A 25,010-nucleotide genomic window follows, 5' to 3' on the forward strand; every position below is an offset into this window, starting at 1 on the left:
AAATACACCATAAGATCAACAGAAGCGAAGCGGAGAGTATTTTGTCCGCTTCGTTTCATGTTGTTATCTCATTTTGCAAGCTAGGAGATATCCAATCATGGCAAGTGATAAAGAACGAATTGACGTCTTACTCGTCGAACAAGGCTACTACGAGAGTCGTGAGAAAGCCAAAGCAGCCATCATGGCTGGATTAGTCTATGCAGGCACAGAACGTCTGGAGAAGCCCGGTATGAAGATCGCTCGGGATACAGATCTTAATGTCAAAGGTTCTGTTCATCCATATGTAAGTCGTGGCGGATTGAAGCTAGAGAAAGCACTTAAACATTTTGAAATTCCGATGACAGGACGCACCATGCTTGATATTGGTTCTTCAACAGGAGGATTTACCGACTGTGCATTACAACATGGAGCCGAATATGTATATGCGATTGATGTTGGTTACAACCAGCTTGATTGGTCACTTCGGAACCATCCACAAGTACAGGTAATGGAGCGGACGAACTTCCGTTATATGACACCGGATCAACTGAAAGGGCCACGTCCTAATTTTGCAAGTATCGATGTATCCTTTATCTCGTTACGATTGATGTTACCACCGCTCAAAGATTTGCTAGATCGTCCTGCTGATATTGCAGCACTGATTAAGCCTCAATTTGAAGCCGGTCGTGACAAAGTGGGCAAAACAGGCGTTGTACGTGATCCGAAGATTCATGAAGAAGTATTGCTACATGTGCTTACTTTTGCCAGAGAAATCGGATACGTATTGAAAGGTGTTACTTTTTCACCGATTACCGGGGGAGAAGGGAATATTGAATTTCTAGCTCACTGGTATCTGCCTTCCGGTGAAGGAGACGATACTGCCGAGCAACTAGATGTTATTGATATTCCTGCACTTGCTTCGCAGACTGCACTTGAAGCGGCTCATACGTTTCGCGGGGGTTCTGCTAAAAAGTAAAAATAATAAAGATCGATTGATATGGATTCAAACACAACAAAGACCTGATGTTCGGTGTATGTTACTGAGCTCAGGTTTTTTTGTTCGTATGTATTGATTCAACTGGAAGAAAAAACTAATTCCAAAAGACTATTGATTTACGAACAGGTATTCCTATATAATGAGAACGAACGTTCCGACTATAGCGCTTAGCACTATTAGTGTAGCCTATATGCTTCACAGCGAATCGACTCAATTGAGATCGCTGAAGCTTGGACCTTCTCGTTCTGGATGTTACAATAGGATAATCTGTTCGGCTAATGATCAATGATCCTCATATCTACAGTATTTTCCATTCACAAAAAGGAATATACGTATATGTTCACGAATAAAGATGTGAGCATGTTCTGTGTATGGTGCATAAATACACACAGATAGAGATAGCGGAAGGTTAAGACTATAGAGAGCACATCACAAACGGAGGTCTTTATGAAGGGACAACGACATATCAAAATACGGGAGATTATCACCCATCAAGATATCGAAACTCAAGACGATCTAGTCGAAGCATTGCGTAATGCAGGCTTTCAAGTAACACAAGCAACCGTATCACGGGATATTAAAGAACTATTGCTAATCAAAATTCCAACGGATGACGGAAGGTATAAATATTCATTACCAACGGATCAACGTTATAACCCGGTGCAGAAGTTAAAGCGTGCATTGGTGGACAATTTCTTGCAAGTAGATTTTACAACTAATCTGGTGGTTATGAAGTTCTTACCAGGTACAGCGAATTCAATCGCAGCGCTTATCGATAATATGGAATGGCCTCAGATTATGGGAACTATTTCAGGAGACGATACGCTACTGATTATTTGCCGTCAACCGGAAGACAGCCAACAGGTGATTGATCAAATTATGAGCTTTATCTCGTAATCATCAATCTCGTTGTAATGGATACGTTAATGTTCGGCTCGGCACACAAGCGGTCAGCCTAACAGCATGAGCTTGATCCATCTCGGTCTAAAAGCGTTGCTCTATAGTCTTTTATACGAAGAGGAGTGAGGCTCATGCTAGTTATGCTGAGCATTAAAAACCTGGCTGTTGTTGAAGAAATCGACGTTTATTTTCATAAAGGATTCCATGTACTGAGCGGTGAGACAGGTGCAGGTAAATCAATTATTATTGATGCATTAGGTCTGATTGCAGGTAGTCGAGGTTCAGCGGAATTGGTACGTTACGGAAATGATAAAGCTGAGATGGAAGCGTTATTCGAGCTACGTGGAGATCACCCGGTATGGGATACGATGTCACGGCTTGGCATTCAGGGAACCGCAGAAGAACATCTAGTCATTCGCCGTGAAGTGACAGCGAGTGGTAAGAGTACTGCGCGTATTAATGGACAGTTAGTGAATCTGACGATGTTGCGTGAGATCGGTGAGCAACTGGTCAATATTCATGGACAGCATGAGCACCAATCTTTGATGAAGCCAGAACGTCATCTGAGCTTGCTAGATACATTCGGATTTGCAGATATCAATCCAGTGAAAATTCAATATCAACAACAATATGCAGACTATGCCAAAGTAGAACGTGAATTACGTGATCTACAAGAAACCAGTCAGAAAACATATCAAATGCTAGACCTATACCGTTTCCAGCTTGAAGAGATTTCTTCAGCAGGGCTAGAGATCGGTGAAGATGAATTATTACAAGAAGAACGTCTACGTCTATCTCATAGTGAGAAAATGATGGAAGCCATCGTAGGTGGATATCATTCGATCAATGGAGACGGCGGTATGGGTTCTGTAACGGTCGCTATTTCACAGCTAGAAGATGTAGCTCGTTACGATTCCAAAGCATTAGACCCAATTCTAGAGCAGTTACAATCGGCTTTTTATCAGTTGGAAGATGCTGCTTATCAATTGCGTAGTTATCGTGAAAATATCGAATTTAATCCAGGTCGTCTGGAAGAAGTAGAGACTCGTCTGAATCAGATCTCTGGTCTGCGTCGTAAGTATGGAGACAATGTAGAAGAAATTCTGACCTACTATGAGAAAATTCAACATGAGACAGATCTGCTTGAAAATAAAGACGAACGTCTGGCTGAAATGACAGAACGTCGGGATCGCTTACGGGATAAATTGCTTCAGACCGGTGAGAAACTAAGTAAGATTCGCCGTAAAGCAGCAGATGAACTGGCTAATCAAGTCGAAGCAGAGCTTAAACATTTGCAAATGGAACGTACTTCACTACGTGTCAATATGGATTATATTGATGATCCTAATGGAGCAGAGTGGAATGGACGAACAATTCGCGTTACCCGTCAAGGGATCGATAATGCAGAATTCCTGATCTCTCCTAACCCGGGTGAGCCTTTACGTCCACTAGGTAAAATTGCTTCCGGTGGTGAGTTGTCACGTATTATGCTTGCACTGAAAAGTATCTTTGCTCGTCATGATCAAGTCCCTGTACTGGTATTCGATGAAGTGGATACAGGGGTTAGCGGTCGGGCAGCTCAGTCGATCGCAGAGAAATTGTTCAAATTATCTGCTGATTGTCAGGTATTCTCGATTACTCACTTACCGCAAGTAGCTTGTATGGCAGATCATCAATACCTGATCGAAAAGCATATTATTGGAGATCGTACAGCGACTCGTGTAACTTCGCTTCATGAAGATGGACGTGTCGGTGAACTTGCTCGTATGCTAGGTGGAGTAGAGATTACCGAGAAAACGAATCATCATGCTCATGAAATGTTGAAGCTTGCTGAAGCGCGTAAAGATAGCTCTACGTATGCAGTACACTAAGCAAATGCATAAGTGATGCTCAAGTCAAAAGGAAGAGCTTAAAGCTCTTCCTTTTGTGTTATACATATAGATAAGGTCTGTTCATCAACCAAGTTAGCAAATATGGAAAAATAATCCGCTTTTTTACATTCGACAGCAGGAATACCCTTGTTGATGTCGAAAACTATACTAAAGAGTCCAAAACAGTCAAATTTCTGTAAAGACTTTTGATCACTGTGATTAAAGTTCAAATATAGTCTTCAATCATTCCCAAACAGTCTAATGATGCAAGTCCAACGAACCGCTATATCATAGTTAAAGAAAACTCATAAGGAGGAATTATACCGTGTCAGATATCAAAGTATTATTAGCGGACGATAATCGTGAATTTACCAATATGCTTGCTGAATATATTTCCAATCAAGAAGATATGGAAGTAGCAGGTATCGCATTTAATGGGGAAGAAGTATTGCAGATGATCGATCAATTACCAGATCTTCCAGATGTGTTGATCCTGGATATCATTATGCCACACCTCGATGGATTGGGTGTGTTGGAACGCTTGCGGGATATGAATCTATCTCCAGCACCGAAGATTATTATGCTGACTGCATTTGGTCAAGAAAATATTACACAACGTGCAGTACAACTGGGTGCGTCTTACTACATCCTCAAGCCTTTCGATATGGAAGTACTGGTAAGTCGTGTGCGCCAATTGGTAGGATCTCCCATTACCAATAGCGGTGGCAATATGCAACCAGGTAATAGCAGCAATAGCATGGGTAACAAAGTCAATAACGGTCTACCGCCTGTAACAAGAGGCAAAAATCTGGATGCGAACATTACAGCAATCATCCACGAGATCGGCGTTCCTGCACATATCAAAGGCTACCAATACTTACGTGAAGCGATCACGATGGTCTACAACAATATCGAGATTCTAGGATCGATCACCAAGACCTTATATCCTGCAATCGCAGACAAGTTCAAAACAACCCCTTCCCGCGTAGAACGTGCCATCCGCCACGCCATCGAAGTGGCTTGGACAAGAGGGAATATTGATAGTATCAGTCATTTGTTCGGCTATACGATTAATATTAGTAAAAGTAAACCGACTAACAGTGAGTTTATTGCGATGGTAGCAGATAAGCTTAGAATTGAGCATAAGGTTCCGAATTAAATAGTTCTAATACACTAATGAAGTAAATTAAAAATAGCACTTATTTCTAAGATACTATTTCTTAGAAATAAGTGCTATTTTAGTATTCAAACTAGTACTATATTGAACGATGATATCATATATGATATCATTATTTTAAAGGAGGAGTTGTTATTTATGGCATCTGTTGAAAAAATAATAGATAAGATGAGAAATCAACCAAGAGGTGTATCATATAGCGAAGCAGCAAAAGTTTTAATCTATTATAGATATGAATTAAAACGTAAAAGAGGTTCTCACAGAATATATGGAGATTCTAATGGAAATGTATTTGTTTTAAAAGAAGAAGATCCCTTAAAGATTTCATACATAAAAGAAATGCTAGATCGATTATTATAAATGTATAGATATTAAATAGAAGGAGTGAAAAGGAATGAGTAAAGATATAGAGTATTATATGAATCTTCCTTATACTATAGAAATTACTAAAAGAAATGATGGGGATGGTATCTATTACTTTGCTAGAATTGAAGAACTTTCTGGTTGTCACACTGATGCACCTACCATTGCAGAAGCAATTGCTGAATTAGAAGAAATACAACGTGATTATTTAGAAGTTAAATTGGAGTCTGGTGCAGAAATCATAGAGCCCAACGAGGATTTGCCATCTGGACAAATACCTTTACGTATGCCTAAAACTATGCACAAGCAATTACTAAATGCCGCTAAAAAAGAAGGCGTATCGGCTAATCAATTTGCTGTTGTTCATTTAGCTCAAGCATTAGGATTGCCCAAAAATCTTGGTGGAGAAAAGTTGAAATTATAGTAGTAAAGCAAAGTAAAGACCAATGCTAATAATAGTATTGGTCTTTTTTGTTTATATAAATTTTTATAAAATGAAGTCACGAAATAATCGTAATTATAGGATACCTATCTAATTTTTTTATGTAGTTGATAATAATTATATTCTTTATCATCGATCTTAATAATGTTTTGAAAAATAAAACCACTTTTTTTGATTACTTTATTAGAAGAAATATTATCTAATAAAGCAAGAGAACTAATTATCTCAACATTGGTATTTTCAAATAGATAGTTAATCATTCCTTTTACAGCTTGTGTAGTGTAACCTTTGCCACGATAGTCTTTTGAGATAGCGTATATAATCTCTCGATTGGGCAGCGGTAATTCTTCTTTTATTCCTGAGCAACACCAACCTATAAATTCTTGTGTTTCTTTTAAAATTATTCCTAAGCGAAGGCAGAGAACACCGATGTCTGAACCTTGCGAGACAGCATGAAGAAATTGTTTATTTTCAGGAATTTCATAATTGGTCAACCAATCTTTTCTTTGTTGTTTCGATACATTCCAATCAGGCAGATATTTATATATTTCAGGTTGTGAAGTAAGTGAATGAAAATCATCTAAATCGTTCACTATAAATTCTCTTAGAATTATATCCTCGCAATCAATTGTAAAAATATTTTCTTGTAAAGTGAAAGGTGTATCATTCTCCATAATAGCTCCTTATTAACTAGATTATTTCTCTTCTATAAATTCCAAAAGTTCAGAAATATTTGTAATCTCCATTGCCGTTGCAATCTTTTCAAGATTAGCAATATTCAGCTCTTGATAATTATTATTACATAGCATTGAAATTTTAGATTGAGGAACACTGGATAAGTGCGATAATTCCAATTGAGTCATGCCTTTTTCTTTTAATAACCTTTTTAAGAGTATCTTTAATTTCATTTAAGTTCTCCATAATTCATAAACGAATTATTCTTCATCTGCAAAATCTAATAGTTCAGAGATATCTGTAATATCCATCGCATTTGCAATCTTAGAAAGCATAAGTAAGTTAACCTCTTGACGATCATCTCTGCAAAGCTTAGATATTCTGGATTGAGAAACGCCAGAGAGAGCTTCAAGTTGTTTTTGAGTTAAATTGTACTTTTTCAAAAGTGATTTAAGATTTATTTTGATTATTTTCATTTATTTAGTGGTATTCCTCCTGCAATTCTAACAGTTATACAAGTTAAAGAATATTTGATATGAAGAAAATTATAATTATTTTATAAATATAAATATAAATAATAAGTTCTTAAAGAAAAAGACCAAAATTTATTGGTCTTTTTTCTCTTCGTTCACAGGAATATATTCTATAATATCTTCAATACCGAATGTATGATTCACTCCATTTTTAGTAGCAATTTCATTAATTGCATTAAGTATACTTATTAGCGTCTCTAATTTGATTGTACGAGTATCACCACTTGCTAAGTCTAAAATAGTAGCAGAACGTACTTTAGATTCTACAGATAATTTATTGCGTGTAGCTCCAATGATTTTTAAAGTTTCATTTAGTTTAAATTGAATTTGTTCCACTGTAATAACAACCGCCCTTTAATCTCCTTTGTTTTCATCAACAAATTGAAGCAATTCAGAGATATCCCTAATATTCATAGCCGTAGCCAATTTAGCTAGCATAATCAAGTTAATTTCTTGTCTCGCATTTCGATACAATTCAGAAATAGCAGCCTGACGAACACCGGATAATTCAGATAGTTGCATTTGAGTAAGATTTCTTTTCTTCATAGCCTCTTTTAAAAGTATTTTTACTTTCAATTTAATTCCTCCAAAGTATTGACTTTATACGCTCAAGCGTCTAATATGAAGATATAAATAAACGCTTGAACGTATAATAAAGGGAGTGACATAATGAACTTTGTTAAAGGGACTTATTTAAAACGCATAAGAATATTATTAGTAATTAAAAATTGTCATTTTAGAAAATACGAACAAAAATTAAGTGTTAATTTTATAGGTGTAATATGACCCAACTACTACATAGAAAAGCCCAAATCAAAGAAGCTTTCAATCAGTTCATATCCACACGTATGGATCAAGTGAGTGAGGATGCTATTTCGCCTTCGTCTGAGTATCAAGCCCTCACTACCGAATGCACAGAACTATTTGCTACTATCTATGATCAGCTTCCGTCAGATATCCAAATTCTGTTCACCCAATACGAAGAAGTGGTGACGCTTATTCAAGGATTAGCAGAATCGACGATGTATGAGCAGGGGATCAAAGATGGCTTGCAATTAAGTCAGGTGCTTTACAGTTATTGAATTTGCATATCCTCTAAAATAAACATGTCCTACATATGTATATCAGCCAAATCATAACGTACAATTGCATATTTTTCAATTGTGTCTAACCTCATTATAAGCTTTTACTACTTTTTGTACTCTATTAACCAACAATCCCGATATTCACCTTCATGCCATTCATGCTCGGGCAATAATTTTACTTTTTGGAATCCACATTTTTCATAACAATGGAGTGCTCTGGTATTCCATGTCTGAGGGTCCATTGCGATGCGGTGGGCTTGTTTTTGCTGAGTAAGGAAGGTGATCATTGTCTGGATGAGTAGAGTACCAATACCCCGATTCCAATAGTCTGGTTCGCCGATAAATTGATCCATCCCATAGATCACTTCATTAGAGTCATGATATCCGTATGTATCTCTGCTCTCTTGATCTAATAGGTAGTGTTGAATATAACCTATCGGTACACCATCATATTCAATGATACACTGAACATCTTCATTATCTGGATCGTAAAAGATTTCAGTGACTTTGTCCACATCTAGAGGTTCATCTCGACCTTGATAATATTGCAAAACTGTAGGATCGGACATCCATTTTGCAAGGTTATTTTTATCTTCTATAGAAAGAGAACGAATAGACAAATGACATTTCGAAATAAGCATCGTATTCTCCTTATGAATAATAGTATCCTTTATTTATCATATTTTTTATACCATATATTAGAAATAATTTCTATTATTCACAGGAGAATATACGTATACTACACTTAAAATAGTGTTTATAAAGTACAGTGAAATGTGGAGAGTTATATGATGTCATCAGTCGTCTGAATTATCGTTACGACCATTCTTTCCGATAACTAAGCGGGGTGCAATTGACTCTGGCTTTGAATAAATTGATAAAATGAGATACATTGTCTACGCCGACTTCATTGGCGATTTCTTGGACGCTTTTGTCGGAATATTGTAGCATGCCTTTGGCAGCATTGATCCGAATATGGATCAGGTATTCGATCGGAGGGAGTCCGATATATTGTTTGAAATCTTTGGTCAGTTGAAATTTGTTCATCCCGTATTGTTTGGCGAGCTGGTCGAGTGTGATCGCTTGCGTGTAGTTATGTTCGAGATAAGTTTGCATATTCAGAATTTTGGAAGGGATGCTGTATGTATTGTCTTTGGCATAGATCGTCGTTAAGATGACCTCGGTTAACAATTGTGTGAGGAGTTGAGCATTCAGAAGCTCTGTTTTCTGTGTACGTGTGTATTGTAGATTGAGTAATTGTTGAGCAAGCTCCAGAATAAGCGAAGACGATTGTGAATGATATACTGGCATCTGATTATTGTCGTATTGATCATAGTAGCCCGCTATTGTGGCTCCATACATATGTATCGATAACGTTTCCCATGGTTGTTCGGACTTCGCTTCATAGCGGTATTCTTCTTTGCAATCGATCCAGAAGAAATCACCTGCTTGTAATAGAAAAGACTGTCCTCGATAATACAGACAACCACTACCGGACAATGTATATAAGAACAGATAGGACGCAATTTTGGCATGCTTAATAGAAGAAGATGAATCGATATAATGATACCCGATTTCTTGAATATACAGATAAGTGGATTGAGCGACAGGAGAAGGGGTGAGAATAAAGCGGATAGGCTTTTGAGAGAAATGATGCAAATCGTTTTCGCTGGATATCATTATGAATGTACCTCCTGCGTTAAAAAATAGATAGCTAATTGAATATTAATATTACATATTGTAAGCGTTCTCTTAAAAGTTGGCAATTATTTTTCATAGGGTGGCTAGAAATAGATGTACCAAAGTAGAGAAATTAAATAATAACCCTCTAGCTTCTGCTTATGATAACAAGCGTAAGTCAGAGGGTTATCTATCTGTATGTTATACGTTTTTAAAATGAGTTGTAGATATTATCGTTAAGAAGCAAAATAGTGTACAGATATTTTTTGGTGAGATGTTTGTTGGATATTGAATCCTGCTATCACAAAACGGAATTGAACAGCACCACGACCACCATCTGCATTAGGGTCTGGAGCCAGACTGATATCACTATTATAAGAATAATCGTATACGTTTACATTAACAGGAACCCATTTTTTCTTAACTACATCATAGCCTTCATAGGATAAAACGATACGTTCATCCGAACGAAGGGTAAGATCAGCTGTTGCTGATACCAGATCTTTATAAGAAGGGAATGTACTCGATTTGACAACAGAGTTTCCTTTTTGAAGCACAAGGTCGAAATTAAGATCAATATTCTGACTATCGATCGAAGAAGGAGTAGTTTCTTGAGTTGCTGTAGAAGTAGCCGCATAAGCAGATGAATGGAAAGGAACTACGAGCGCTAGTGCTGTCACTGTTGCAAGACCCAATGTAACCCATGTTTTTTTCATTATTTATTTCTCCTTTGAATACTAATTTGAACAGCATATGCCTAGTACATAAAATCCCTTTTTCACGTTTCACTCTCTAACTGAATTTACTTTATCCATACATACAGGATAATATAGAAAAAGAATGTTCCAACAATGAATAAAAAAAGACAAAAGGAGAACACAAACATGATTGAATTTGGATATATTCATCATATGAGTTTGGCAGTACGTGATATTAATAGATCTCGTGTCTTTTATTCTGACGTACTCCAATTGAAAGAAATTGAGCGTCCGCCATTTGATTCTGTAGGAATATGGTATGCAATAGGTGAGCAACAGTTGCATTTGATACAGCAACCGCAAGGAGAAACATTACGTGAGGGGAATATTGATTCAACAGATGGACATCTAGCTATCTGGGTAAGGAGTTATCGTCAGACATTGGAGTGGTTAGATCAACAAAATGTATTCTATGAAGCACGTCCCCATAGTTTGGCCGGCTTTGCACAGATTTATATTCTTGATCCTGATCATAATATTATAGAGTTGGATGCTCCCTATGAAGAGTAGACAAACAAAAGAACTATATGCATTTAAATGAAAGTGCAATCTATCGTTTCGTCATAAACCTCCTTTGATGTTACGGATACCCTATATTCAGGAAGTTATTTGGCTTATGTAATAGGATTTAACTTCATATTAACATAGTTTCCTTAATAAGTTAGTTTTATCTGAAAAAAAATATGAATTACTCGAAAAAATATTTTTTTGCACATAAAAAGACCACCCGAAGGTGGTCTTTCTAACCCGATGGCGCTAATTGAAATCTTTGATCCGCATCCCGCGCCTCCGAAGTTCGTGTGGTTTAGACAAGAACCTCGGATTGGGTAAAGGACGCGTTCAACATGTTAATCTGAATGTTGACGCACCTCCTTTCTGTATGGACTAATATTACCATAGGTTTACATAAACAGCTAGTGTTTTTGACAAATATTTATAAAATAAGTGGATAGACCTAATGCTGTTATTTCCTCATTCCAAAGTCTTGATTCATTACTCATACTTGTAAAAAAAGTGCTGATTTATGATTCATTTCATGTATAATGCAAACGAGAATAATATTGAAGGAGGTTGTTATGCGGTTTGTAGAAAAAGACTGGACGACTTCTGTTATTCAGCATAAAAGAAGGCATACCGGTTGGATCATAGCCGTTGTTCTACTAATAGTAGTAACTGCACTGGCTGGCGTATTGTGGATAAGCAATCAGAAGCTTTATACAACGATATACCAGAGTGAGCAGAGCAATCAGGCGCTAACCAAGAAGCTTGAGAGGTATCAACAAGAGTTAACAACTGTCCAAAAGAATGTGCGGACGATAGAAGAAGATACTGCTATTCATGATATGACCCATCAGATCGAAGATTATGTGGCGACAGATGATTTTGTAGTCAATAAAATTTACTTTTACAAAGATCCATCTCATCAATTAGAGTATCTATATATTGATATTTACAATCAACCGAAGATGGAACCCTATTATAGCGCGCAGGGGGTATATGATTTACCGGATCAGCAGGTACAAGCCAAATGTGAGCAGATGATTGACGATGTCCAACAATTATATGCAGAAGGTGAACATTTACCGACGTGGAATAAAAAGACGGTTGTATATATGACGATCAATAATTATGAGATCGGTAATAATATCAACGGCAAATTTCAATTAACTGTCAAATAAAATGATCCAAATCTACATTTCTTAGATTTAACGATTTCAAAAAACGAATAATTGATATATAATGATCAAAAGTTTAATCGTATTAATTATGTATGTTGAATCAAGTTCTAGTCTTGCCTTAATGTTAACATTAGTGTTATAAATTATTAACATTAGTGTTATAATCTAAGGAAGCTCAAAAATGATTGGGTACAGGAAACTTCTATGAATCATAATGAATTAAAGTTAGAAATAGAATTAATTCCCGAATCGACAATGCACTTGAATCTTCGTAATCGATTAACTTCTTATCAGTGGCGACAATTCAGCCAGGATATTCAAAAGCGTGATCAGTATACCTGTTGTATCTGTCATCGTGTCAAAGGGGATACGATCGATAAGCTACACTGTCATGAGATATGGACATTTGATACAGACGCACAAGTTCAGTACCTGAACGGGTTTCAGTCGTTATGTTTCCAATGTCATATGATCAAGCATATTGGCTTTGCTACGATGAATGATTGGGTAGAAAAATATCAATTAATAGAGCATTTTTGTACTGTAAATGAGGTCTCCCGTAAGCAATATGCTCAGCATTTTCATGATGCTGTCCAATTGTGGATTGCCCGTAACCAGATAACTTGGCATGTCGATCTGGGCGATTATATAAGTTAAGCAATGGTACATAATCATCGCGAATAGGGGGGATAGGCTAGAAAGTAGGGTCCGATGCTTGCTGACTTATTTGTAACAAAAATGTAATAATCCGTTTTACCGGGAATAAAACGGCATATATGTACTAGCGAATTCAATATCATGGGATTTTAGTTAATTTCGTGCTTTGATAAAAACGATGATTTATAGTACATTAGCTTTGAAGAAAGAGGAGGTTTCTAATGTACTCAAGCAGACCAAGCGATGCTTTGCACATCATGACATACACCTTGAACAGTGGTATAAAAGGTACTGTACCTTTATCGAACCAGCAGATCGAGGAATGGCTTGAAAGTTATAGAAGCAATACGCGTTATGTGACTAATATAGGTAAAGAATTTTTTGGGTTGAATCCCGAATTAGTTGCTGATTTTAAAGTACAAAATCAATTCTCTGATCATCAACGTGTGATTGTTCCGATTCAGCCGGAAGAACAACATCCTGCTGAGGACTTGAGCACTGCTTATAAAGCGAATGAGATTTTGATCAAAGTGGATTGCAAATGTGGAACAGCTTATACTACAGATTCACCATTTATGCGTACCAAATGGTATTGCACAAAGTGTAAAGAGATTGTGTTCCTTGATCCGAAAAAAGGAAAAGTGGAAACATCACGTGGTGAAGCTTTCTATATGACAAATAAATATTTTGTAGAACGTGCTCCTATCGAATAGAATAAGAATTCTGTAATTGCAACGTGAAAAATGACTGTTTGTCTAGACAAGTTTGTACTTGATAAATAGGTTAACGACTAGCTAGTATGTTTGATTAAAGACACGATAGGGTCGATAAGATAAAAACATACTAGGATAGCCGTATGTGCTGAAAAATACATAGTGTAATAACCAAAACAGTCTGGTAAAGATCGGGCTGTTTTTTGATATGTTGCTTTGGACAGTGGGATGATCAGATGTGCAGGATATGATATACTATGCTGCATATGTTTGGAGGGATAAGCTGAATGAGTTCTATCTATAGTAGTCGAAAATTTCCGTACGTTCGCTGGATCATATGGACGGTACTGGCGTTAGCATGGATGGCTTTTATTTTTTACAAATCCAATCAACCGTATATTGAGCAGGATTTGAAGCCGTTTTTGGCAGACTTGATTCCAGAGTCCACGTTGTCTACATTTACACCTACGATTGAATTTTCGTATGATGGTTATCTGGTAAGTGGCACATCGCCTTATGATTTTTTTGAATTTTTTATTCGTAAAATAGCGCATGTGGTTGAATTTGCAATTCTGGCGTTTTTGTTATGTCGTGTGTTTTCTCCACTGACACGCCGAGAGTATGCGCCGATTGTCTGGGCAGGTATTGTATCTTATCTATATGCGTTGTCGGATGAATGGCATCAGACATTTGTATCAGGAAGAACAGGGCATTTTACAGATACATTAGTCGATGGAATTGGGATCGTATTGATTATGTTATTTTATATTTTGATCCGCAGACGCAAGCATAAAAAGAGCAGGCTTCGGTTTCGCTAGACATCTATACCAATAGCATGCAACACAAAAAGTCGCTTTGATAAAAAAGCGACTTTTTATTTGCCAAAAATGAGTATTCTATATTTAAAAATGCAGAATGATATCATGAATAGTTCATCATCGTATGCGATGTATGTTATTTACTGATATTGATATAACGACCTACTAATTCACTAATTTTAGCTCTAACGATTAGATCCGAATTGCTACGATTATTTAGGATTAAATAGACATGTTTGATAAAATCATTTTTTTCCTCATCGGTCAAAGTAGTAATATGTTGTTCCAACTCAATATTTACACTCATCATTATTCCTCCAATTCGGTATATATTTTTATATAGCATAACCTATAATGCTCAAATATCCAGTCATTTATAATTATTTCATTATATGAAAAATTCATAATAGATATACATTTATCGTTGAAAGCGTTATCTTCAAAACAATCAACAACTATTCTAGCTACGAGGTGAATATTATGAATATTTCTACCAAGTCCTCTGCTTTACTCTGGGGGATAGATGATCTGGAAAAGCGAGTACAACATACATTAAGCAACTCTAACTATGCAGCATGGTGGACAGATTTACAGCATCTAGCGAATGAAGCATTGATTCTTCCTATTCCTGTACTGTCGTTTGAAGCTTTTCGTGAATTTGCTGATCATGGAGGACGGGAGCAGTATCAACAGCTTTATTTTGAGAAAAGAGGGCGTATCGGAGCGTTGGCGATCATAAGCCTACACACAACCGATGAGAGTACATCGTACATAGAAGCATTAGAAGAAACATTATGGGATATCTGCAATGAGTATACATGGTGCTTACCTGCACATTTGCCACAGTCCAACCAACACGCACAACGACCGGTATGGGAAGAGATTGATTTGTTTGCAGCAGAGACAGCCGGTATGTTAGCGGAGCTAAGTACGTTATTTCGGGGGCGGTTAGATGATCGCATTATAGAACGGATCGAGTCCGAAGTACAGCGACGGATATTCAAGCCATTGAGCGAACCTAATCCATTATTTAGCTGGGAGACCGCAGATCATAATTGGTCGGCTGTCTGTGGATCAGGATGCGGAATTGCCGCTTTATTATTACTGAAGCAAGATGATCTTAGACGGGTTCAGATTCTGGAACGGATGATTCAGGCAATGAGTCACTTTTTATCAGGGTATGGTGAGGATGGAGGATGTGCAGAAGGGTTAGGGTATTGGGTCTATGGATTCGGTTATTATACTTATTTTGCAGATATGTTGATACGTGTAGAACCACAGTATGAACATCTATTGCGTTCTACTAAGATTGCACAGATGGCGGCTTTTCCAGAACATCTTCATTTGTCAGACGGAATATTTGTTAATTTCTCGGATAGTGATGAACAAGAGATATTGCCCCCTGGATTATTATCGCAATTAGGCAAATGGACAGGGCATGAGTATTCGTTACCTTTTCAGATCAATCTATTGATAGATGATCCTTGTCGCCGATGGGCGCATTTGATTCGTAATTTGTTATGGTCAGATGAAAGTTACTTTGCGTCTTATGATTCTGTGGAGGTCGATGGACAGGAAGGTGGGGTCTATTTACCTGATCTGAATTGGATGATCTGCAAAAGTAATCTTTCCAAGTCTGATATGACGATAGCGCTGGCAACCAAAGGCGGACATAATGATGAACCTCATAATCATAATGATCTGGGTTCGTTCATTGTTCATGGTGGTGGAGAAAATATATTATCTGATCTTGGAGCAGGGCTGTATACACAGGCTTATTTTGCACCTGACAGAGAACAGATTTTGAATATTTCGTCAGCAGGGCATTCGGTTCCGCAGATAGATGGTCAGGAGCAACAAAGTGGACGTGAAGCAGAATCTCATGTGTTAAAGCAGCGTATATGGAGAGAGGGGCAGACAGATCGTGCGATATGGAAGCTAGATATCACCAAAGCCTATGCACATCCGACTTTACAACAGTATACTCGTGATCTGTATTGGTCTGTCTCACAAGATCAAGCAGAAGCCACGTTGCAATTGATCGATCGATTTACATTTAATCGTCAACCGCAGGTAGAGAAAAATAGATTCAGTGCACAGGAAAGTAGTACTCATTCACTAGATCAAGTCACTCCGCCAATTGTTGAACGATTTATGAGCACTATAGAGCCGATTATAGAAGCTGATACTGTACGCTGGATTGGCAACAAAGCAGAAGTCTGTCTAAAGCTTGCACAAGCTCAAGAAAAGGTCACAGTGGAAGTGATCCAACATGTCGATCATCATGGTGCGGCAATCGTATTGTATCGAACATCGATTCAGCATGTTGCTTCTATAGAACAGGGAATACAAGAACAATCTATACAGCAAAAGAGTATTACAGCAAATAGCCCTTCGTTAGAAGACATCTCACATTCAGAACATACAATCACTGTAGTAATCGATCTATCATTTGTAATTACATCTATTCCATCTTTAGCATGATAACCAGAGTCAAGATTGTCGCTTAATCAGTCAAATCTGTGAATCTTATCGGATCAAGCAAGGTGCTACACTGAACTCATGAAGAAATAGACGTAATCATGAACTATCAAAAGACCGAAAGAAGGGGTTATTTTGAAACAGTGGAATAGATGGAATCCATCTTCTTATGGGTGGGCAGATGAGGCACGTGAATATGAACAATTATTGCATCAAAGTCAGCCTTTACCTGCATCAGATTGGACACATGAACGCAAAGTGAAGATGCTCAGTCAAATGGTAGATTATTATGCGACTCATCAGCAAGCAGATGGAGCGATTATCGATCCTTATTCGCAAGCCGAACGTTATTATTCGACACCTTCATATGCTCTTGCGGCGGCGGTATTAGTAAGTAGCGGACGAGAAGACTTAATCGACTCTGCGGCGTCTGCGTTAACTCATAGTATTGAGTTGTTAGTATCCGAGCGAACACCGGATCAACATCCTGATTTTTTTATTGTGATGATTATGGGGGCTTATCGTATTCTTAAAGAAAAAATGCCAGCGCAAGCCGAACGATGGCGACAAGCATTAGCAACGATTGAACCGGAGCAGACTTATTTATTTACGATGAGCAAAATGAAAAATCCGAATCGTATGATCAACTGGAATGCGATTATGTTGTCTGGAGAAGTGATACGGCAAGCCGAAGGTATAGCTTCTAAGGATACAACATGGATAGACGACTATTTGCAAAAGTACCATCTGCCTCGCTTCACGTCACTTGGCTGGTATGAAGATGGGCCGCTAGATCGACCCAATAGCCCGTTTGCTTACGATATTGCGACTCGTTATCATCTGGGTGTGATGATGTTATCGGGATATGCTGGTACAACAGCAACCGCTTTGCAAAGTCAGTTACAGCATGGAGCGATCAGTTCATTATTGACATTATCACCACTTGGAGAATTACCTCCGCGAGGGCGCAGTGCACAGCATCAATGGAATGAAGCGGCAGCAGCATTTGTATTTACGATGCAAGCCCAGCAAGCGTATGCAGATGGAGCATTACAATGGGCTGGAGCATTTCGGCGTGCAGCCGATAAGACATGGGCAGCGATAGAAAAGTGGCAAACTTCTGAAGGATATGTGCAGATCGTCCGTAATCATTTTCCGGCAGAGCAACGACATGGATATGAAGTGTATAGCAATCATACGACGTATAATCTATGGACAGCGGCTGCACTGGCCTATACGCTCTGGTATGAACAACCACAAGAGATTACATCTTATCCTATTCCGGCAGAGTTAGGAAGTCGTACTCTTCAAGCAGATGGTTGGTTTGAGACGGTCTTTAGTTCAGTACCAGATCAGCAGATAGTTATTCATACTGCACTGAATGATCCGTATATGATTCCAGGTATAGCACGTATTCAGCGTGCCGGATTACATGCGAATCTAGCTACTTCTTCTCCCGGACATAGAGATCAAGGATTTACAGAGTTTAACGCAGGTAATATTTTCCCGCTTATTCATATGCCTGCGTGGCAGACAGCAGATAACGTATGGCATCATCTAGCAGAAGGAATACCGACTGCGATTCCTTTTGATCGCGATGCAGGAGTTGATCCGTCTGATGGTGGAGGTTCTTATCGTATTGAGCAATCTTCGACCACCGCAGATCATAATCATCTGGTCATACGATGGCAGGGGCCATTACAAGGCATTAATCATGTAGTTGCGACCTATGAACAGTCTCCGGGACATATCGTGGTAACGTATGAAGTTGTTGCTAATGATGAAGCAGAGCATGATCAATCTACAGAACAGATCAAGCAGATCGGGTCGTGGATTCCTTTATTTCTATCTGACGGACAAGCATCATCTACGATCAAGACAGAACGAATCGATCGTCAATCATTAATAGCTCGTGCAGAACAATCGATAAATGAACGGGATACAGCAGATAAGGTGGGGGCATCATCAGCAACGATGACAGAGCAAGAACAGGTAGAAGTGATTACAGTGACTTATCGTGATCAGTATATACGAATCGTACCACGTACCCCGCAAGCGACGATTACGTTTCCTAACGAAGCGAATGAGGTAGCCAGTCGTAACGGATTATTACGAGGAGCAAGAATTGAAGCCACAGGTTCACGTATTTCTTTTGACATCTTTTTATAATCAGATAGGATTGAGCATAAAATATAGTCTAGCTGAGGATGCTTATACAAAAAGTAGTCTGGATATAATAACCAGACTGCTTTTTTTGTTGTCTATTTTATTATCTATAGTTGTGAAGACACTTAATGTAATCTTCTGCTGATAAACAACTAATACATCCCACTAATAGCTCATAACAGAAAAATAATTTCTCATAGAATCGTAAAAGGTAAAAATTGTTTGTAAACAGGTCAGTTCTGTGTCTTAAATGAACAACTGTTCCACGATACACTTAGAACATAAGATATCAACTGAATACCTGCTACAGTCCGCGGCTGTGGCACTATTCTACAAGGAGGTACCAATCGTGGAACGTTCTGCATCGCAATCTACAGCTTCATCTTCGTCCAAGCGCTGGCTTTCAACAACAGCCAAAGAAACGATTGCTGGTTATCTATTTGCTGCTCCAATGTTGATCGGACTTACCGTTTTTATTTTGATTCCGATGGTCTCGCTCTTTTTTATCAGTCTAACTAAATGGAACTTTATTCAAGGGTTTCGCGGAGTTGAGATGATCGGACTTGATAATTTCCGTCATTTGTTTCAAGATAAATCGTTTTTTGTATCGATGCTGAACAATATCAAATTACTATTAGCTGTACCATTCACACTTTTATTCTCATTGGTTATAGCGATTGTAGTGGATGAGAAAGTGTATTTCAAAAGCTTTTTCAAAATCATTTACTTTATGCCGTATATCTCAAGTGTGGTTGCCGTAGCGATTGTATTTCAGATTTTATTTCATCCTTCTCAAGGGCCTGTAAATGGATTTCTAATGTCTCTAGGTGTTACCAATCCACCAAAATGGTTAGCAGATCCTACGTATGCGCTACCTTCGATTATGATGATTACAGTCTGGACATCAATAGGCTTCAATATGGTCGTCTATCTAGCAGGGCTACAGTCGATTCCCAAAGACTTGTACGAAGCAGCCGATATTGATGGAGCTTCATCATGGCGTAAGTTCCGTTCGATTACTGTACCGATGTTATCACCAACTACATTTTTCTTATTGATTACAGGTATCATTTATTCATTTAAAACGTTCGATCTGATCGCTGTACTGACACAAGGTGGCCCTGCCAAATCTACGAATGTTATGGTCTATGAAATTTATGATCAAGCTTTTGTAAATTTGAAAATGGGATATGCCGCCGCAGAATCGGTCTTTCTGTTCGCTGTGATTTTACTGATTACGGTTGTTCAATTCTGGGGTCAGAAAAAGTGGGTTAACTACTAAATTATTATGATGCTATAAGGAGGTGTAGCTGTTGGAACATCCGATTTCAGCTCCACATGTATCTTCATCTCAACGTCCGACAAAAGATAAACTGTCTTTGACGAAAATTATTGTAACCGTTATCATGCTGGTGATAGGCGTTATCTTTTTACTACCTTTTATCTGGATGTTGTCAGCATCGTTCAAGCCAGAAGCTGATGTATTCAAATATCCGGTGCAATGGATTCCGCATAACTGGAATGTAGTCGAAAATTATCGTGCTGTCTGGTTCGGTGATCCGCCATTTATGCTGTATTACTGGAACTCGATCAAAGTATCGGTGATGACGATTCTAATCTCAGTGATTACTTCAGCAATGGCAGCGTATGCGTTCTCCAAAATCTATTTTCGCGGTCGGGATACATTATTTATTATCGTTTTACTGACTTTTATGATTCCAGGGCAAGCTGTACTGGTTCCTCAATTTATTATGTATCGCAGTCTAGGGCTTTTTGATACCCATATCGGATTGGTATTGCTCGAATCGTTCAGCGCACTAGGCACATTTATGTTGCGCCAAGCATTTATGTCGATTCATAGTGAATTTATTGAATCCGCTAAGATTGATGGAGCAGGGCATCTACGGATTTTTGCTCAAATAGCATTACCGTTAGTGCAACCATTTATCGCTACATATGCGATTCTGCGCTTTATCTGGACATGGAACGATTATCAAGCACCGCTGATCTTTCTACGTTCGCCAGAACTATTTACGGTTCAACTAGGAATTAACCGTTTTGCCGATGCGACCGGCGAATACTATTCGCTGATTATGGCAGGTACATGCTCGGCTATTTTACCGCTAGTGATCGTCTTTTTACTGGCTCAAAAACATGTGATTGGTGGCATTGCACTCGGTGGTGTCAAAGGATAAACGTAATTTATTTTCATCTACAATGCATACATTCTAAGGGGGATTATCATGAAATTGAATCTACGATGGAAATCAATGATTATTATAAGTTGCTGTCTACTATTGGTACTCGCAGGATGTGGCCCGGCTAAAGATGCAGCGACCACCGCAGATGGCAAAACGAAAATTACATTTTACACATGGTATACCAAAGATCAATTCCATTGGGATGATGTCTATGCAGCATGGCAAAAAAAGAATCCAGATATCGAAGTGCAATATGTGGGCTTGTCTGAAAAAAGTGATACCGATGAATATATCAAAAAGTTAGACCTTGCCGCAGGTTCAGGTGATCCGATCGATGTTGTGATGGTCAACAATGCCAATACGTATGCTCAACGTGTCGATATGGGACTATTTGCACCGCTAGACGATCTGATTGATTTTAAATATGAAGATGAATATCTAGCAGACTTCGCTGTCGATGGTAAACGTTATGCACTACCAGGTAAGCGTGCGATTACGTATGTATTGTTAAATAAAGACCGTCTGGATAAAGCAGGCTTAAAAGTACCTACTGATTGGACATGGGATGAATTTCGAGAATATGCCAAAAAATTAACAGCACCGGATCATAGCTACTATGGTGTATACTTCCATACATGGGCATCTCAGACGCTACTAGAACTATTAAATCAACCGGAGAACAATAGCTATCTCAAAGCAGATGGAACATCCAATATGGACGATCCGAACTTTAGGGCATCGTTTGAACTTCGTTATAATGCAGAACATGAAGACAAATCCGCTGTTCCTTATAGCGATGCTATTTCTCAAAAATTAAACTATCGTGATCAATTTCTAGGTGGATCGGCAAGTATGCTAGTCATGGGAAGCTGGATGAACTCTAATATCGCAGGTAGCAAAGAATCTGCACCAGACTTCAAAGTAGCTGTCGCACCTTATCCCAAAAATAGCGCAGATACCAAAGAAATCTATTCTAGCAATGACTACGATTACTACGGAATTGGCGCAGGTTCAGACAAACAAGACGCTTCGATGAAATTTATCCGCTGGATGACTACAGAAGGTATTCAAGCGCAAGGCACAGATATTTCTTCCTGGCAAAAAGCAGATGTAAGCAAAGCATTGGAGAGTATTATCAACAATGGTACCCATCCAGAAAATGTCGATCTAGACTCACTCATCTATACTTTCAAAGTCAGCAAAGGCATCAATAAAGCTCCTGCTGTCCCATATTTGAGTGAAATCGAACAAGAAGTCAACGCCGAGTTCGAAAAATATATCCTACAAAAACAAGACATCGACACCACCATCACCAACGCCAAAGCCATCGTCCAACAAATCATAGACGCCAATAAAAGCTAATCTATAGCATCTATACAAAAAATATAAAATAAAACAAAAATCATAAACCAAACGAAAAAAATGAAATGAAATGAATTTCTCTAAAATAAAAACAAACCTATATACTAACTAAACCAACTAAAAATAAAATCACACCATTCATCTAAAACATTCTTATAAAATAGCCAAAACTCTATACTAAAGAACTCTATACTAAAGCTACAAAACCCATAACAAAGAAATCCCAATCACCACAAAACCAAAAATTCTTATAACATAAACAAACTAATTTCTTTCAGCCCTAAAACGGCTACCTCAAATTAAGAAAGCTTTACATCAAGAAATTGCGTGGGAGCTAAGGAGCGTCGGAGCGGAGGTAAAGGAAATTGTCCTGAAAAAGCGAAGCGGTCGCCTTTGAATAAAAATACCGACCGCTCAGGTCAATCAAGGTATTTTTGTTCAACAGCGATGACAAGGACAATTCCTTTACCGAAGCGGACAACCTCCTTCACGCTCCCACCCACCATTTTTGATGTAAACTTTTAATCCACAATGAAAGGTCATATGAGCATGAAGGCATGGAGGAGAATCTGGCACACTTCACTAAGGGGCAAGCTAATTGCCTCCGTAGCCTGTTGCTTACTGTTAACGATCGGCGCAGGCACAATGTTATCTAGCTGGCTAACCAAAGACATGATGAAAGAAACCGTTTTGCAAAATGCAGGCAATTCATTGGATGCAGCGAATCTGTACTTAACCGATCAGATCAATCGGCTGATCTATATTTCCAATTACCTGTACTTGGATCAAGAACTCAATCTAGCACTTAAATATCGGCGTAGCGGAATCTATGTAGGACAGACCGAAGCATCTGATGTCACCAAAAAGCTAGACAATCTTTCTTATGCAGGCGAACAAGTCTATATTTCCGTCTGGACAGGAAATGGTAAAATGGTATATAGCAATTTCCAGTCAGATCAATACCAGCTTGATAAGCTCGATATCCATCAACTGACCAATAGCGGTTCATTTGTAACAGGGGGGAAGCTGAACTTTTTACTTCATCCATCATATCTGCAATCGAAAGAAGAACCACCAACGTATATGCTTTCGGTAGCTCGCAGTTTACGCTTATTATCAGGTAAAGTATATGGTTATGTGATCGTAAGTATGAATGAAGAACAACTCAAAGCCGTCCTCAATAAGTACAATTCTACGATTCAGATGATGATCGTTGGAGCAGATAACAAGATTATTTCTCATCCGAATAACGCATGGATCGGTAGCGATTTTACACAACTATATCAACAACGAGAAGGTATCCTTGAACTGGAAAGAGACATGTCTGTCGCTGGATGGAGATTGGAAGGATTAGTTCCTTATGGCGTTGCCGCTGAAAAGATTAATCGTATCTATCAAGTGACTAATTTTGTACAGATGGCAGTGTTGATCGTTTTTCTGATTTTGCTGGTATTAGGGATTGCACGTTTGACCCGTCCGATCGTCAAATTAACAGGAGTTGTTCGCAAAATTGATAACGATAATCTCAGTATTCGTTCCGGTATTCGTGGAGAAGATGAAGCAGGTGTACTCGGTCAATCGCTAGATGCGATGTTAGATCGAGTTGAAGAGATGATTATCCAGATAGAATGCGAACAAAGCGAACGTCGCAAAGCAGAACTAGAAATGCTCCAAGCACAGATCAATCCTCATTTTCTTTTTAATATTCTAGGTGCGATTCGGATGGATCTATTGTTAAAAGGTTCTGAAGAAGCGGCAGTGTTACTAGGCTCACTATCTTCATTACTACGCATGACAGTGAATCGGGGCAATGAGTGTATTCCACTACAAGAAGAAATAGAAACGGTACAACATTATATTCGTCTGGTAGATTTTCAGCGCGAAGTTAAAGTACATGTAGAAATGGAATTAGCTACAGATACGGTCGGTATCTATGTTCCTCGATTTATTGTTCAACCGCTGGTTGAGAACGCTTACCATCATGGATTGTCGAAGTACGGCGGTATTTTGTGGATACAATCTTGGTTGAAAGATAATGTGCTATGGATCAGTATTCGTGATAGTGGCGAAGGGATGAACGAAGAACGTTTGCAAGCGGTACAACAAGTGATAGATCAGATTCAGAAACCAAACATAGAATACGCTCAACATCCTTTATCATTATCAGCATCTACACATACGGATTTATCCAAAACAGATGTAGCAACAGCAGATACAGACGACATGAGTGAAAAGACATCATCCGATCATAGCTCAGCAGAATACAAGTCAAGTTCACCTTCTGTGCCTGCCATCTCAGGAATTGGTTTGACGAATGTAATCCGTCGTTTGCAAATGATCTATGGTTCTACTGTACAAGTACACATCGAAAGTCATCCCGGCGAAGGAACAGAGATCAAGATCGGATTGCCGCATAAGCAATAGATTGGAGCCCTAGCCATAGAACATAATTTAGCTTGAGATATCAAAGGAG

General features: G+C 38.4%; 27 protein-coding genes. 18 read left to right on the top strand and 9 right to left on the bottom strand.

Annotation, left to right across the window (positions count from 1 at the left end):
* Positions 1-97 precede the first annotated feature (97 nt).
* The 6 genes from PQ460_RS08610 (at position 98) to PQ460_RS08635 (ending at position 5,711) form a co-directional block, all read left to right on the top strand.
* Positions 98-955, top strand: a complete 858-nt coding sequence (locus PQ460_RS08610; RefSeq protein WP_274172356.1) for a TlyA family RNA methyltransferase — start codon at positions 98-100, stop codon at positions 953-955.
* Between the two features lie 468 nt (positions 956-1,423).
* Complete coding sequence (ahrC, locus tag PQ460_RS08615; RefSeq protein WP_069329109.1) at positions 1,424-1,873, top strand: transcriptional regulator AhrC/ArgR; 450 nt, start codon at positions 1,424-1,426, stop codon at positions 1,871-1,873.
* A gap of 134 nt (positions 1,874-2,007) precedes the next feature.
* Complete coding sequence (recN, locus tag PQ460_RS08620; RefSeq protein WP_274172357.1) at positions 2,008-3,747, top strand: DNA repair protein RecN; 1,740 nt, start codon at positions 2,008-2,010, stop codon at positions 3,745-3,747.
* Between the two features lie 325 nt (positions 3,748-4,072).
* A complete protein-coding gene (gene spo0A, locus PQ460_RS08625) occupies positions 4,073-4,906 on the top strand; it encodes a sporulation transcription factor Spo0A (RefSeq protein ID WP_204823437.1) in 834 nt (277 codons plus the stop codon).
* A gap of 156 nt (positions 4,907-5,062) precedes the next feature.
* A complete protein-coding gene (locus PQ460_RS08630; protein ID WP_274172358.1) occupies positions 5,063-5,284 on the top strand; it encodes a type II toxin-antitoxin system HicA family toxin in 222 nt (73 codons plus the stop codon).
* Positions 5,285-5,318: 34 nt separating this feature from the next.
* Positions 5,319-5,711: a toxin-antitoxin system HicB family antitoxin gene (locus tag PQ460_RS08635; RefSeq protein ID WP_274172359.1), complete on the top strand. Its 393-nt coding sequence runs from the start codon at positions 5,319-5,321 to the stop codon at positions 5,709-5,711.
* A gap of 104 nt (positions 5,712-5,815) precedes the next feature.
* On the opposite strand, the gene PQ460_RS08640 is transcribed toward PQ460_RS08635, so the two are convergent.
* The 5 genes from PQ460_RS08640 to PQ460_RS08660 all read right to left on the bottom strand — a co-directional run bounded on the left by PQ460_RS08640 (position 5,816) and on the right by PQ460_RS08660 (position 7,483).
* Positions 5,816-6,403 (bottom strand): GNAT family N-acetyltransferase, encoded by a 588-nt coding sequence (locus PQ460_RS08640; RefSeq protein ID WP_274172360.1) that lies wholly within the window; start codon positions 6,401-6,403, stop codon positions 5,816-5,818.
* Between the two features lie 21 nt (positions 6,404-6,424).
* Positions 6,425-6,637, bottom strand: coding sequence for a helix-turn-helix domain-containing protein (locus PQ460_RS08645; protein ID WP_274172361.1), 213 nt, complete (start codon positions 6,635-6,637; stop codon positions 6,425-6,427).
* A gap of 27 nt (positions 6,638-6,664) precedes the next feature.
* Positions 6,665-6,880, bottom strand: coding sequence for a helix-turn-helix domain-containing protein (locus PQ460_RS08650; RefSeq protein WP_274172362.1), 216 nt, complete (start codon positions 6,878-6,880; stop codon positions 6,665-6,667).
* 129 nt (positions 6,881-7,009) lie between these two features.
* Positions 7,010-7,273: an XRE family transcriptional regulator gene (locus tag PQ460_RS08655; RefSeq protein WP_274172363.1), complete on the bottom strand. Its 264-nt coding sequence runs from the start codon at positions 7,271-7,273 to the stop codon at positions 7,010-7,012.
* Positions 7,274-7,291: 18 nt separating this feature from the next.
* The gene (locus PQ460_RS08660; RefSeq protein WP_274172364.1) at positions 7,292-7,483 is read right to left on the bottom strand and encodes a helix-turn-helix domain-containing protein; all 192 of its coding nucleotides are present in this window, start codon (positions 7,481-7,483) and stop codon (positions 7,292-7,294) included.
* 302 nt (positions 7,484-7,785) lie between these two features.
* Between PQ460_RS08660 and PQ460_RS08665 the strand changes: the two genes are divergently transcribed.
* The gene (locus tag PQ460_RS08665) at positions 7,786-8,019 is read left to right on the top strand and encodes a hypothetical protein (protein ID WP_274172365.1); all 234 of its coding nucleotides are present in this window, start codon (positions 7,786-7,788) and stop codon (positions 8,017-8,019) included.
* A gap of 107 nt (positions 8,020-8,126) precedes the next feature.
* On the opposite strand, the gene PQ460_RS08670 is transcribed toward PQ460_RS08665, so the two are convergent.
* The 3 genes from PQ460_RS08670 to PQ460_RS08680 all read right to left on the bottom strand — a co-directional run bounded on the left by PQ460_RS08670 (position 8,127) and on the right by PQ460_RS08680 (position 10,418).
* Entirely contained in the window at positions 8,127-8,663 is a 537-nt protein-coding gene (locus PQ460_RS08670) for a GNAT family N-acetyltransferase (RefSeq protein ID WP_274172366.1), read from the bottom strand.
* Positions 8,664-8,838: 175 nt separating this feature from the next.
* Entirely contained in the window at positions 8,839-9,702 is an 864-nt protein-coding gene (locus PQ460_RS08675) for an AraC family transcriptional regulator (RefSeq protein ID WP_274172367.1), read from the bottom strand.
* Between the two features lie 236 nt (positions 9,703-9,938).
* The gene (locus PQ460_RS08680) at positions 9,939-10,418 is read right to left on the bottom strand and encodes a hypothetical protein (RefSeq protein WP_274172368.1); all 480 of its coding nucleotides are present in this window, start codon (positions 10,416-10,418) and stop codon (positions 9,939-9,941) included.
* 168 nt (positions 10,419-10,586) lie between these two features.
* On the opposite strand from PQ460_RS08680, the gene PQ460_RS08685 reads away from it, so the two are divergent.
* The 5 genes from PQ460_RS08685 (at position 10,587) to PQ460_RS08705 (ending at position 14,327) form a co-directional block, all read left to right on the top strand.
* A complete protein-coding gene (locus PQ460_RS08685; RefSeq protein ID WP_274172369.1) occupies positions 10,587-10,970 on the top strand; it encodes a VOC family protein in 384 nt (127 codons plus the stop codon).
* Positions 10,971-11,536: 566 nt separating this feature from the next.
* Positions 11,537-12,139 carry a hypothetical protein gene (locus PQ460_RS08690; RefSeq protein ID WP_273612929.1) on the top strand — a complete coding sequence of 201 codons (603 nt, stop codon included), beginning with the start codon at positions 11,537-11,539 and terminating at the stop codon, positions 12,137-12,139.
* Positions 12,140-12,343: 204 nt separating this feature from the next.
* Positions 12,344-12,796 carry a hypothetical protein gene (locus tag PQ460_RS08695; protein ID WP_274172370.1) on the top strand — a complete coding sequence of 151 codons (453 nt, stop codon included), beginning with the start codon at positions 12,344-12,346 and terminating at the stop codon, positions 12,794-12,796.
* 221 nt (positions 12,797-13,017) lie between these two features.
* The gene (locus PQ460_RS08700; protein WP_273612927.1) at positions 13,018-13,509 is read left to right on the top strand and encodes a hypothetical protein; all 492 of its coding nucleotides are present in this window, start codon (positions 13,018-13,020) and stop codon (positions 13,507-13,509) included.
* Between the two features lie 287 nt (positions 13,510-13,796).
* The gene (locus PQ460_RS08705) at positions 13,797-14,327 is read left to right on the top strand and encodes a VanZ family protein (protein WP_274172371.1); all 531 of its coding nucleotides are present in this window, start codon (positions 13,797-13,799) and stop codon (positions 14,325-14,327) included.
* A gap of 136 nt (positions 14,328-14,463) precedes the next feature.
* On the opposite strand, the gene PQ460_RS08710 is transcribed toward PQ460_RS08705, so the two are convergent.
* Positions 14,464-14,634, bottom strand: coding sequence for a hypothetical protein (locus PQ460_RS08710; RefSeq protein WP_273612925.1), 171 nt, complete (start codon positions 14,632-14,634; stop codon positions 14,464-14,466).
* 173 nt (positions 14,635-14,807) lie between these two features.
* On the opposite strand from PQ460_RS08710, the gene PQ460_RS08715 reads away from it, so the two are divergent.
* The 6 genes from PQ460_RS08715 to PQ460_RS08740 all read left to right on the top strand — a co-directional run bounded on the left by PQ460_RS08715 (position 14,808) and on the right by PQ460_RS08740 (position 24,961).
* Entirely contained in the window at positions 14,808-16,811 is a 2,004-nt protein-coding gene (locus PQ460_RS08715; protein ID WP_274172372.1) for a heparinase II/III domain-containing protein, read from the top strand.
* Between the two features lie 132 nt (positions 16,812-16,943).
* Entirely contained in the window at positions 16,944-18,977 is a 2,034-nt protein-coding gene (locus PQ460_RS08720) for a glycosyl hydrolase (protein WP_274172373.1), read from the top strand.
* Between the two features lie 346 nt (positions 18,978-19,323).
* Positions 19,324-20,256, top strand: coding sequence for a carbohydrate ABC transporter permease (locus tag PQ460_RS08725; RefSeq protein WP_273612922.1), 933 nt, complete (start codon positions 19,324-19,326; stop codon positions 20,254-20,256).
* A 124-nt stretch (positions 20,257-20,380) separates the two neighbouring features.
* Positions 20,381-21,169: a carbohydrate ABC transporter permease gene (locus PQ460_RS08730; protein ID WP_274172901.1), complete on the top strand. Its 789-nt coding sequence runs from the start codon at positions 20,381-20,383 to the stop codon at positions 21,167-21,169.
* Between the two features lie 48 nt (positions 21,170-21,217).
* Positions 21,218-22,537, top strand: coding sequence for an ABC transporter substrate-binding protein (locus PQ460_RS08735; RefSeq protein WP_274172374.1), 1,320 nt, complete (start codon positions 21,218-21,220; stop codon positions 22,535-22,537).
* A 549-nt stretch (positions 22,538-23,086) separates the two neighbouring features.
* Positions 23,087-24,961, top strand: a complete 1,875-nt coding sequence (locus PQ460_RS08740) for a sensor histidine kinase (RefSeq protein ID WP_274172375.1) — start codon at positions 23,087-23,089, stop codon at positions 24,959-24,961.
* The last annotated feature ends 49 nt before the right edge of the window (positions 24,962-25,010 follow it).

It is taken from the genome of Paenibacillus sp. KACC 21273, assembly GCF_028736095.1.
GTDB lineage: Bacteria > Bacillota > Bacilli > Paenibacillales > Paenibacillaceae > Saccharibacillus > Saccharibacillus kyungheensis.